Raw genomic sequence first — 12,611 nt, forward strand, 5'->3', positions numbered from 1 at the left:
CTTTGCCCTTAATGAACCTTAATGTCTTAATGTTAAAAAAGATAAAACCATTAAGAAATTAAGAAACATGAAGACCTTTAACACGCTTTGCCCTTAATGAACCTTAATGTCTTAATGTTAAAAAAGATAAAACCATTAAGGGATTAAGAAATTAAGAAAATTAAGACCTTTAACACGCTTTGTCCTTAATTAACCTTAATGTCTTAATGTTTAAAAAGATAAAACCATTAAGGGATTAAGATTTAATCAAAGAAATAGTTTTAAGCCTAACAATTTCATTTTCAAGGCATATAATTCTTAAATTCAGGATTATTACCAAGGATAATTTACAAAAATGCACTTTATATTGTGCAATATTTAATAAAATTTGCACATTCAGTTGTGCATTTTTTAATATTAATTGCATATTCTATTGTGCAATTAATACAAACAATCTAAAGAAATATCATGCTATTTACATTAAGAATAATGATCTAACAACAATTATATAGCTTTTTAAAGCACATCCAATTTGACACTAAAAAAAAAATCCTTCCTCCTACTCTTCGTCCTTTTCCTCCTAGGCTTCCTCATCCCACAAAGATTCACGATGCCCGTTGAAGGTGCCACAAAATCGAGCTACCATCCAGATTCTTTTTGGTTTTATCCTTGGGGGAAATCCATAACCCATAAAGGAGTAGATATTTTTGCTAAAAATGGGACAAATGTGCGTTCATCAACTAGTGGTTTGGTAATATACACCAGACAATTAAGCATGGGTGGAAATGTGGTTTTGGTTTTAGGTCCCAAATGGCGCCTACACTATTATGCTCATTTACAAGATATTAAAACATCCCAATTTTCTTGGCTCGATAAAAATGAAATCTTAAGCACGATTGGAACGAGCGGAAATGCCAAAGGAAAAGCACCTCATTTACATTATTCGATTGCAACACCTATCCCCTATTTTTGGCGTTTAGACTCCGATAAACAAGCCTGGATAAAGATATTTTATCTTAACCCGATTGTGTATTTGGAGGAATAAAAACCTGTTTAAACGCACATTAATGAAACGAGTAATCTAATAAACAAGACAAAATACAAAAAAATAAAGTTTAGATGAAGATGCATGAACTTACTCTGATTTGGCGAAAAAATTAAAAAACAAATCACGTTAATCTCAAATATTTTCAATAAAATATTCGTTAAATTTGTATATATCTAAAATAGATGCCAACAATTTTATTTATTTACGGCTGGAGATTATTCTTCTATTCAAATGAAGGTTCCGAACCAATTCATGTACATGCGGAAAAAGCTGATATGGAATGTAAATATTGGATACTAATTGAAGAAGTTGAAATTAAAGAAGAGTTTGCTTTTAATTTAACTCCAACAGCAAAAAAAGAAATAAAGAAAATTATCTATCAACATTTCGACTTAATAATTGAATCTTGGAATAATCACTTTAATTTAAAATAAAATGATTGCAACCCGTAAAATTGAAGATTTAACTTTCGATAAAAACACAATGTTTTTAAAGATAGATGGGAAAGTTTTCAGAATATCTATAGAAAGAGCATCTGTGAAATTGGTTCTTGCAAATGACGCGGAAAGAGGATTTTATAAAATTTCTCCTTCTGGTTATGGAATACATTGGCCATTAATTGATGAAGATTTATCAATAGATAGTTTAATTGAAATGGCAGAATAATTGGGATATTAAATTAGATAAAACCATTTTAATTTTAATAATCAATTTGCCCTCAAGTATTTCCAATTTAATCTTACGCTTGCCCCCTTTATAAACATTCATTAAAACAATGCGCTTATTTTAGCTCGATAAAAATGAAATCTTAGGCACGGTTGGAACGAGCGGAAATGCCAAAGGAAAAGCACCTCATTTACATTATTCGATTGCAACACCTATCCCCTATTTTTGGCGTTTAGACTCCGATAAACAAGCCTAGATAAAGATCTTTTATCTTAATCCGATTGGGTATTTGGAATAGGAAAATACCATTTACCCAAAAGATAAATATTTTCGATTTAAATATAAATTGATAAAATATTTACATTATTTCATTCTAAATCAGATAATATTATTAATTATTTATAGTTTAGCGATATAAAATATCTCACGAATTTAACCAAAGAAATCTTCTCAAATGAATGGATGAGGGTGGAAATTTGGCATTAATTTAATATTCGTGTTATCATTCATTTTAAGATTTTACATGAAACAATAAAGCAGATAAGCTTTTATTTTAATGTAGAAAACCTTTTTTAAGACCTTAAACCATATTGGAGTAAAATTTTATGAGATCACTAATTATTGCTTTTTTTCTATTGTTACCATTTAGCAATGCAGCACAAGAAAAAGAGATAATTGATGCCTATAACTTAAGATATATTGATAGCACCGAATCGTTAAGCATTCAAAAAAGGATTGAATTAGAAGCAAAAGACAGAGAAATTAAATGCATTTCCAACTGCTTTATATCCCTTACCTATCTCAGACAAAAAAAACTCTTACTTGCCAAAGAAGCCATTGAAAAGGCCAAAGAAAATATAGCTCAAATTTCCAATGAAAACTCCTTAGGGTATTATTATTACGCGCTATACCGCTATAAATATTATATAGATGAATCGGGTTATGAAGAAGATATATTAAAATCTTTAACTCATTTTGAAAAGGCCAAAAATTACACTTTTGCAGCATTAAGTGCTATTAGCATTGCGAATTCAGGAGAATTGGTCAACAAAAACTTTTTAGAAAAAGGAATTCGTTATGCAGAACTATCAAATAATAACGACTTAAAATTAGAAGCTCAAATTTGTGAATCGACTTATCTAAAAGAGCAATTTTATTCAAAGCCAAAAACTATACCCATCGATAAAGTAATTTCTTCATTTGAAAAGGCTATTCAACTTACTAAAAACCAAACCACTAACAAAATGAATGTGGCGGTGGCTTATCTCAATTATGCCAATTTTTTAGTATCTCAAAATCAAAATGAATCCCAAATAATTAACTTAACAGATACCGCCTTGGGCTATGCCGAAAAATATGGAATAGTAAGTGTGGTTAGAAATTGTTATGGTATCAAAGGACTTTTGTATCTGAATAAAAATAAGTTAGACGAGGCTGAGAAATCCTTTTTAAAAGGGATTAATTATTTAAAATCATTGCCATTTAAGGAATATTCAACGGAGAAAAAATTCTATCAAGATTTAAAGGAAATTTCGGCTAGCAAGAAGGATTTTATTTCTTATCATAAATACGATTTACTATTTCAAGAAGCAACCAATGCGAGCAATGCAAACGAAAAGGAAACGGGAATTCAAAATGCCATTGCCAAATATGATTTGAAAGCCAAAGAAGAAAAAATCACACTTTTATCGAAAAAAAATCAATTTAAAAACGGATTGATTATTGCCTCCCTCCTAGCTCTTTTTCTGGGTTTTGGAATGTTTTTTTATTACTATAAGTCGAACAAAATAAAACACATTTATTCCGAACAGAAAAAGCAAAAACTCCAAGAAGAGAAAGAACAAACGCAAAAAGAATTAATAAACAGTGTTCTTCATTTGGAAAAGAAAAACGAAATTTTAAATGAGCTCAAAAGCCAATTATTGGTACAAAATAAGGAGCAACACGCAACCATTAACAACGCTATTTTTAAAACAATTGACTCTGGTTTAGCTATTGATGATGATTTTGAGAAATTCAAAAACAATTTCAATACAATTTACCCAGACTTTTTTAATCGCTTACAAGCCAAAGCAAGTCAGTCGCTCACCCAATTAGACCTTAAATACTGCGGATTTATACTCATGAAGGTCACAAATAAAGAGATGGCAACTCAAATGAATGTTGAACCTAAGAGCATTCGAATGGCTCGTTACCGAATCAAACAAAAATTACAACTTTCTAAAGAACAAGATTTAGATGAGTTTATCCAAAGTGCTAAATAAATCCATTTTCTAGTCTTTACAATAATCTCATTTTCAATAAATTAAATGTCTTGTAGTCGCTGAATAGACTCCATTTTTTGTCCTGTAGACAACTTATAGACACCCAATTTACCTGCTTTCTACTCCATCGAAATAAATTTGCTTCATAATTTAAATACATAAATAATGAAGTTACCTTTTATTGAAATTATAGAAGCCACCACGCCAGATCCTAATCTATTGATGTGGAAATACGCAGATGAAGACCAAGAGATAAAAAATGGTGCTAAGCTAACGGTTCGTGAAACACAACATGCTATGTTCCTTAATGAGGGGCAGTTAGCTGATGTATTCGGACCAGGAATGCACACACTTTCGACAGAAAACATCCCGCTTTTAAGTCGTTTAAAGGGCTGGAAATACGGATTTGAGAGTCCTTTTAAAGCAGATATTTATTTCTTCAACACCCATCAATTTATCAATAATAAATGGGGAACTCCAGCACCTATTTTAATGAAAGACCCTGATTTTGGGCAGGTTAGAATCCGTGCTTTTGGCAGTTTCGACTTCAAAATTGCCGATGTAGCTACTTTTTTCAGGCAATATTGTGGCACCTATATTCAGCTGACACTATTTGAACTTCAAGCTCAATTAAGAGATTTTGTAGCACCAAAATTTGGCGAAGTTTTGGCAAATCAAAATTTAGCTGTTACCGATGTAGCAGGAAATATTTCAGATTTAAGTAAACGTGTAGAACCCGAGCTAAAGACATATTTCTCTCAACTAGGGATTGAGCTTACACAATTCATCATTACGAGTGTAACACTTCCAGAAGAGGTTACAGCACATTACGACAAAATGACCAATATCAATATGGTCAAAGACATGGATAAGTTTACGCAATTCAATACAGCATCGGCCATTGGTGATGGTAAAAGCGGACTTAACGATGCGGTACAACAGGGTGCTATGCTAAACATGATGATGCAGCAAATGCAACAAAATCAACCAGTTATAGCAGCTGTGGCAGAAGATATTCCTGCAAAGTTAAAGCAGCTAAAAGACTTGTTTGATGCCGGTGTTTTAGATGAGGACGAATTCAAAAGCAAAAAATCTGATTTACTAAGCAAATTATAATTTGATGGACGAAAAAAAACCACTTTCATTCATAGAGAAAATGAAGTTGAAAGCTCAGAGTCAAAAATCGTACGGAATTGACGAATCATTCGCCTTTAAAGAAGCTAAGCTGGATGCCGAAAATTGCCCCAATTGTGGTGCCGGTAGAGCCAAACAAGATGGCTTAACACATTGTGGCTATTGTGGCCATGAATTTATAGCTATCACCCTGACCGATGGCCTATTCCTAAAAAAAGAAGACAATTCACAACACTAAAATTATGTTCGGATTATTTAATAAAAAAGATGCTGATAACAATACTTCTGTTTCGGCAGAGTGGTTAGCACAAATTCATGAAAACCAACAACGTTTTTTTGATTTCTTAGACAAAATAGAAGTCCGAATGCAAGAACTCACCGATGCAGCCATTCCCGAACTGACGGAAATGCGCAATAATACGGAAGAGAGTTTCAAAATGGATTTTCATCGCATGAAGTCGGGTATAGATGGACAGATGGAGAACATTCGTAAAAAGGTATATGATGTACATGATGATAAAATTTTGGATCTGTACCATGAAATAAAACATAACTATTCGCCTAAAGATAAGGAGCGAGATCTGCTTGATACTTTCCGTACAGATTGTAGAAACCGATACAACATATTTGAAGAGAAATATCAAGTCTGCTCGAATGCAATTAATGCCACAGACTATGAAGATTATGAAATTGCGTATCAAAAAGTATTAGACGAGTATGCTGCGATTAAGGATAAATTTAATTGCAAACAATGTGGAAGCCCTATTTCTATCGAGAAAATATTCTTTATCAATGTGCATTTGAACTGTTCGGCCTGTCAAACACAAAACACCTTTGAACCTAGTACTCAGGCCCGAATGGTACAACATTTTGCACAAGACTTGGCTCAACAGCGTGCAGCTGATTTGTATGAAAAATACCAAAAAGAAGATGAAAAAGAACGTTTCCATTATCATGAAATGCACCCGCTAAAATTGAGCTTGAATTTTGAAAAAGATTCTAAAATTAAAGCTGAAGTTGAAGCCAAAATCGCTGATTTAGAAGCCAAAAGGCAAGAATCAATCAAAAACACACCTTTATTTAGAAAGGAATATTTGCATAAAAAATTTGCTGAATGGAAAAAAATTATTCCCGATTTAGCAGACCATCTCGAAACCCGATTGCAAAATGAATTGGCAAACATTGAAGAATAACACCAAAATAAATCATTAATAAATCCAAAAAACACAATTATGTTCAAAAAACTATTTGGCTCTAACACGGGCAAAGAAGAAGTAAATCAAAATGCACAAAATCAAAATTTAAACTCAGATGAGACTAATGATTTTGACAGTGAATACGAAGAAACAGAATACGACCCAGAAACGCTTCATGGAACCCATTACGATGTAGATGATTTCGAAGAAGAAGTTGAACGTTTGGCACAAGCTTGGATTGAACAAGAAGACATTACGAGCCAAAGCGAGATCAACAATGTGTTTTTCAACTACCGTAGAGATGTATATATGGCTTGGAATCAGTGCGATTCAGATCAATATATTCGCTTCGACCAACGCAATTCAATGGCACATCATGGGATAGCAAGTATGGGAAATACGGTTGAGGATGAGAGCAACCCACTTTTAGCGCCAGTTCACGGAATTGCATTGAGAGATTACGCAGCTATTTGTGCCAAATTAGGTTCGGGTGTAGCAGAAGATGAAATCTACAAAGCCTTCGGAATTGATGCCACCATTTGGGGTGAATTAAACACCATTTGGCCTGCAAGAATGGCAGAAGACACTACTTTTAGCGTTTCCGTTTTGTTTGGTCAATATTTTGGTGAAGCTGATCAACACCCAAAACTTCAAGGAATTAAAACTAATTTATCTGAAGAAGGTGAAGCCAATTTAGAACGATTGAAAAACGACCCCTATTTCTACTATGAACTTACAGGTGCACGCCAGGCGGCTTACGAATATGGTATGGACGGCGCACAGTGGATTTTGGATAATTTTGGAATCGGTTTAGGTGATTTTCAATCCGTAGCCATGAAATATATGGAATTACAAAACCAGAATTTCGATTCTAATGTAGTACTTCATTACCACGAATACCAAGATGAAAAACAAGCTGAATACGCCGAAAAATTCGCAGCCGAACAAGGTGGAAATGTGGCTGATGATGTAGAGTTTTAATAATTAAAGCCTTCAAAAAAGGCTAGAATTTATATTTAATCTCCCATTTGAATAGATAAAAGCACTGCTTTTTATTGATTTCATTTGGGAGATTCTTTGCTTAAATCCATAAAGCAGGCTGAAATAAGCAACATCATTGCTTAAAATAAAAACATTAATTAATCTCAATGCTAATCAAATTTAGCAACTCATAATTTGATACCAAAGCCCAGGTACAAGCCCGATAAATAGCATGTTTAATCGCGAAAAAATCAAACTCTACAAAAAGGAATACTGAATAATAGAAAGACAAGAACAAAACACAATCAAATACAGCATTTTTGCATATTTTTACGCTTAATCCCCAAAAATTAAGCCACATTAATGGAAAAATATTTCTACAAAATAGTAGATAACATAGACTTCGTTTGGAAAGTTGAAAGCATCATAAACGATCCTTACAAACAAAATGAAATAGATTTTGGGCTTTATGCATGCAATAAGCGTCTATTTAACCCCTATATTTTTAATAGTCTTGAGGATTTTGAAAAACATGAGCTATTAACAAGCTACAAAGAAATAAAATCCGACCAAATCAATGACGATAAATGTTATTTTGACAAGAGCATCGGACTATTACATAAAGACGATTATTGGCATAATCTCTACGCCTTAAGACAAGTAAATTGTTTGGATGAAATGGCTCCAATTGTATTTGGTAATAGTACTGATCAAGAGGACTTTATCACAGAAAAAGATAGAGAATTATATTTGAAATTAATGTCTTGCGGTCAAGATACTGGCCAAAAAATTTACCAGACTGCCCACAACTATTTTAAATCTCTATGGGAATTTGATGAGTTTTTTGCTAAAACAAAGCTAGATACCCTCGAAAAATTTCTTCCCACACTAGAACTCCAAGCTATTTATTTGAAGTATGAAGAAGATGAAAATACCGAAATTGCTACGGTAGTTTTTAGACCTTCATGGGATCTTGAACATGGATTGGCTATTCTACTTAAGCTCAACACGATGGAAGTAACATTATACGAGGACTAAGAAATTTTACAACAGACAAAAATTAATAAAGGAATTGAACGTTTATTAAATTTGGATAATTTATTTTTAGCATGTCCAATAAAATAATTTATGCATCAAAAATTTATCTTTATAATAAAAATTAGATTTTAACATCAAAAATAGAGTGGACAAACAAATTCAAAATAATTACGAAAAACTTAAGCTTTCTTTATTCTTTTTACCATTTATTCTGTTAAGTTTTATTGCATTTATTCTTTTTAAACAAAGCGCACTAAATACTGATTCGTATATACAGGTTCAAAAAGAATGGTTTTATTACTTAAATAATAAATTATCTGCTTTTCCGCTAACAGAATATAATCTCACACAATTCGGTGATGCACTCATCGCGCTATCATTTTTAGCAATTTTTATTGTAAAGGCTCCAAAAATTTGGGAATCATTAATCAGTGCAACCATAATTTCTGGAATACTTTCAAAGGTTTTAAAAACAATTTTTTCGGTACCCAGACCTGCAGCTATTTTAGATCATCATACTTTTGTTATCATTGGGAAACCACTTCTAGGTCAGACAAATAGTTTGCCTTCCGGACATTCCATTACTGTTTTTACAGTACTCACAGTAATCATGTTTAGTTTTATTCCTAAAAAAGCCATTATCAAAGTCTTTTGGTATTTATCTATCATTTTTATCGGAATAATATTGGCAAGTACAAGAATAGGGATTGGAGCACATTTCCCATTAGATGTTTTAATAGGTTGTATTATAGGTTATATTTCAGGTATTTCGGGTATTTTTATTAACCTTAAATACCCAATCTGGACATGGATAAATAACAAAAAATTCTACCCTATTTTCATTTTATTATTTGCAATTGCAATGGCTTTTATTGTAACTAAAATTAGGATTGAAAATCTAATCATCTATTATTTATCATTCATTAGCTTGGCTGTTTCATCATATATCATCATTAAAGATTATGTTAAAAAGTAACTTGAAATTAACTCATTTTGTTCTATTAGTAAGTTTGGTTAATTTCTTATTCTTTCATTATCCATTTTTCAATTATGTTGTTAATAATATTGATTATAAGAGCTTTAATGGCATATTAATCATTATTAGCTTAATAATATTAATGCTCATCTTAAATGCTTTTGTCTTTTTTCTGATCTTTCAGTTGTCGAGCAGGTTGGGGAAAGTTTTATTGACCGTATTTTTTACAATAAATGCCATTGCGGTGTATTTTATAAATACCTATGGAGTAATTATTGACGAAAGCATGATAGGTAATGTGCTCAATACCAATTATGAGGAGTCGAGTAACTTTTTTTCAATAAAACTACTTCTTTATATCCTTTTAGGGATATTATTGAGTACTTATGTTATAAAAGCCAAGATAAATAAAATGCCTTTAAAGCGGTTTTTAAGCATCTCGGGACTAAGCTTAGCATTCATAGTGGTTTTGGTATTTGCGAATGCAAGTAATTGGCTCTGGATTGATAAAAATTCAAAACAATTAGGCGGCTTGGCCATGCCTTGGTCCTACTCTGTAAATCTTTCGCGATTTTATATTCATCAAAGTGATGCAAATAAAAAAGAGATTTTATTACCTGATGCTAAAATCAAAGACAATAAAAAATCTGTTGTTGTGCTCGTTATTGGAGAATCAGCAAGAAAGCAAAATTTTTCATTGTATGGCTATTCTAAAAATACCAATCCGCTATTATCTAAAACATCAAATTTATTTCATTTCGACGCCACTAGTTGTGCCACCTACACCACCGCAGGCCTTAAATGTATATTAGAACATACCAGTAGCAATGAATTGTATGAAATCTTACCTAATTACTTGTATAGAAATAATGTGGAGGTTGTTTGGAGGACTACCAATTGGGGAGAACCTCCAATACACATAAAAAACTATCAAACTAAAAACGATTTAATGCCAGATTGCAAAGGTGATGATTGTAAATACGATGAGGTACTTTTATCTGGACTAAAAGAGCAAATTTTATCAAGTGATAAAGATAAAATCTTAATCGTATTGCACACAAGTACGAGCCATGGACCAAGCTATAGTAAGAAATATCCACCTCAGTTTGAAACTTTTAAGCCTGTGTGCAATAGTGTTGAACTGGGGAATTGTTCGCAAGAAGAACTAATTAATGCCTACGATAATACCATTATTTACACCGATTATATCTTAAATGGTGTGATTCAAAATCTCAAAGAACTGAAAGAGTTTAATAGCACCATGATTTTTGTTTCAGATCATGGAGAATCCTTAGGAGAGAAAAATTTATACATGCACGGTATTCCGATGAGCTTTGCTCCAAAAGAACAGTATGAAATACCATTTATTGTTTGGATGTCTGATAATTCTAGAAAACTAAAAACAAAGCAAACACTATCTCAAAACCATGTATTTCATAGTGTATTATCTTTCTTAGCCATTGAAAGTCCTATTTACAAGGAGGAAATGAATATTTTTAAATGATTGTATGGTATTTAAAAAATTAGCATCATTAGCATTTAATACATCATTATATTTCGCAAAGGTTCCATGTCCTGAAGTAAAATCCAAAGATTAAAATCGTCGATTAAGCTGAAAATAATAAGCGCAGATATAGATCTCACTACTGAATTATAATTTTAAAAAAGGCCTAAAACCTCATTTAAGCCAAGGGAAAGCCTTCTTCAATTAAAAATATATCTTTAAAGACAATAAAAAATAGTAAATTTGCATTTTTATGGGATTTATTTAAAAAACATCTACTATTTAGATAAAATATATCTAAAATGGTAATGCATACATTCTTAGTATTTTATTATTGTTCAAAAATGACCAGATTTTCATATCTAATTTTACTTTCAATACTTTTCTCCTTCCAAGCCTTTTCACAAACCGACACCGTAAAAAGTACTAAGCAAAGCCCAACAACTAAAAAGTGGTATGATAGCTTTTCAATCAGAGGCTATGCCCAATTAAGATATAACAGACTTTTTGAAACAAACCCTAATTTAAATTGCGAACAATGTGACCGGTCTTGGGGCGACAATGGTGGATTTTTTCTCAGACGGACACGAATTATTTTCTCAGGACAAATTAACAAAAATATATATTTCTACATTCAGCCAGACTTTGCCAGCAGCGCTTCTACCGATAGACTTCATTTCGGACAATTAAGAGATGCTTATTTTGACGTGGGTATAGATCAAGATAACGAATTTAGAATTAGAATTGGCCAAAGCAAAGTCCCTTATGGTTTTGAAAATATGCAGTCGAGCCAGAACAGATTACCCCTCGACAGAAATGACGCATTAAATAGTGCGGTTTCTAATGAAAGAGATATTGGTGCCTTCTTTTATTGGGCGCCCAAAGAAAAACGACAACTCTACGCAAGTTTGATTAATGACGGATTAAAAGGAAGCGGTGATTACGGTGTTTTTGCTTTCGGTGCTTATAATGGGCAAACAGCAAACAACCCTGAGTTAAATAATCAACTTCATATTGTTAGCCGTTTTACCTATCCTTTTGAAGTTAAAAACCAAATTATTGAAATGGGTGTACAAGCCTATACAGGAAAATATGTAATCCCTAAAGCAAATTTAAGTCCCGGTGTAAAAACAAATGCCGACCTAAATTATTTAGATCAAAGAGTTGCTGGTACCTTCGTTTTATATCCAAAACCTTTTGGAATTCAAGCAGAATACACTTTAGGTAAAGGACCAGAATTTAACAAAGCGACAGATGCAATAGAAGTAACACCTTTAAAAGGTGGATATGTAACCTTAAGTTATCTCGCAAAACTCAACAAACAAATACTCATCCCCTTTATTAGATATCAATATTATGAAGGTGGTAAAAAGCATGAAAAAGATGCGCGTAGCTATAATGTAGATGATTTTGAGATTGGCGCTGAATGGCAAATGAATAAAAACTTTGAATTAGTGCTTAATTATACTTCATCAGAAAGAAGATTTGAGGATTTTGTCAAAAGAAACAATTTCCAGACTGGGAGACTCTTAAGAATACAAGCTCAAGTTAATTTTTAGGAAGAATTAATACCCTTGGTAGTAAATAACTGCCATATTTAACCTTATTTAAAAAAATAATCATTAATTAGATTATATAAATCATTCATGCCCAAATCTTAAGGCATGCAAATGATTTAGCAATCATAAAATCTAATCTTCTCTCCTCATCATTTTATTTTACTAAGTAATCAAAAGGTAAAATTAAAATCACAAGCAGTTTTAACGCTGTGTATTTGATAAATTCGTTGCTAACAGAATAGCATTGCCAAAAACAAAATGGCATC

At 32.2% G+C, this 12,611-nt stretch carries 12 protein-coding genes; all 12 read left to right on the forward strand.

The window, feature by feature from the left end; genetic code table 11:
- The first annotated feature begins 511 nt into the window (after positions 1-511).
- The 12 genes from QZ136_RS04060 (at position 512) to QZ136_RS04115 (ending at position 12,345) form a co-directional block, all read left to right on the forward strand.
- Positions 512-1,024, forward strand: coding sequence for a M23 family metallopeptidase (locus tag QZ136_RS04060; protein WP_291400613.1), 513 nt, complete (start codon positions 512-514; stop codon positions 1,022-1,024).
- Between the two features lie 185 nt (positions 1,025-1,209).
- A complete protein-coding gene (locus QZ136_RS04065; protein ID WP_291400615.1) occupies positions 1,210-1,461 on the forward strand; it encodes a DUF4160 domain-containing protein in 252 nt (83 codons plus the stop codon).
- A gap of 1 nt (position 1,462) precedes the next feature.
- Positions 1,463-1,693 (forward strand): DUF2442 domain-containing protein, encoded by a 231-nt coding sequence (locus QZ136_RS04070; protein ID WP_291400617.1) that lies wholly within the window; start codon positions 1,463-1,465, stop codon positions 1,691-1,693.
- Between the two features lie 605 nt (positions 1,694-2,298).
- Complete coding sequence (locus QZ136_RS04075; RefSeq protein WP_291400619.1) at positions 2,299-3,957, forward strand: hypothetical protein; 1,659 nt, start codon at positions 2,299-2,301, stop codon at positions 3,955-3,957.
- A gap of 165 nt (positions 3,958-4,122) precedes the next feature.
- Positions 4,123-5,073 carry an SPFH domain-containing protein gene (locus QZ136_RS04080; protein WP_291400621.1) on the forward strand — a complete coding sequence of 317 codons (951 nt, stop codon included), beginning with the start codon at positions 4,123-4,125 and terminating at the stop codon, positions 5,071-5,073.
- Positions 5,074-5,077: 4 nt separating this feature from the next.
- On the forward strand, positions 5,078-5,329 hold the full coding sequence (locus QZ136_RS04085) for a hypothetical protein (RefSeq protein WP_291400623.1): 252 nt from the start codon (positions 5,078-5,080) through the stop codon (positions 5,327-5,329).
- A 4-nt stretch (positions 5,330-5,333) separates the two neighbouring features.
- Positions 5,334-6,284, forward strand: a complete 951-nt coding sequence (locus QZ136_RS04090; RefSeq protein ID WP_291400625.1) for a hypothetical protein — start codon at positions 5,334-5,336, stop codon at positions 6,282-6,284.
- Positions 6,285-6,323: 39 nt separating this feature from the next.
- A complete protein-coding gene (locus tag QZ136_RS04095; protein WP_291400627.1) occupies positions 6,324-7,268 on the forward strand; it encodes a DUF6620 family protein in 945 nt (314 codons plus the stop codon).
- Positions 7,269-7,631: 363 nt separating this feature from the next.
- The gene (locus tag QZ136_RS04100; protein ID WP_291400629.1) at positions 7,632-8,306 is read left to right on the forward strand and encodes a hypothetical protein; all 675 of its coding nucleotides are present in this window, start codon (positions 7,632-7,634) and stop codon (positions 8,304-8,306) included.
- Positions 8,307-8,451: 145 nt separating this feature from the next.
- Positions 8,452-9,282: a phosphatase PAP2 family protein gene (locus QZ136_RS04105; RefSeq protein ID WP_291400631.1), complete on the forward strand. Its 831-nt coding sequence runs from the start codon at positions 8,452-8,454 to the stop codon at positions 9,280-9,282.
- A complete protein-coding gene (gene eptA, locus QZ136_RS04110; RefSeq protein WP_291400633.1) occupies positions 9,269-10,786 on the forward strand; it encodes a phosphoethanolamine--lipid A transferase EptA in 1,518 nt (505 codons plus the stop codon). The genes QZ136_RS04105 and eptA overlap by 14 nt, the downstream gene beginning before the upstream one ends.
- Positions 10,787-11,130: 344 nt before the next feature.
- Entirely contained in the window at positions 11,131-12,345 is a 1,215-nt protein-coding gene (locus tag QZ136_RS04115; protein ID WP_291400635.1) for a porin, read from the forward strand.
- Positions 12,346-12,611: the final 266 nt, after the last annotated feature.

Source organism: Daejeonella sp. (genome assembly GCF_017495225.1).
Classification (GTDB): domain Bacteria; phylum Bacteroidota; class Bacteroidia; order Sphingobacteriales; family Sphingobacteriaceae; genus Daejeonella.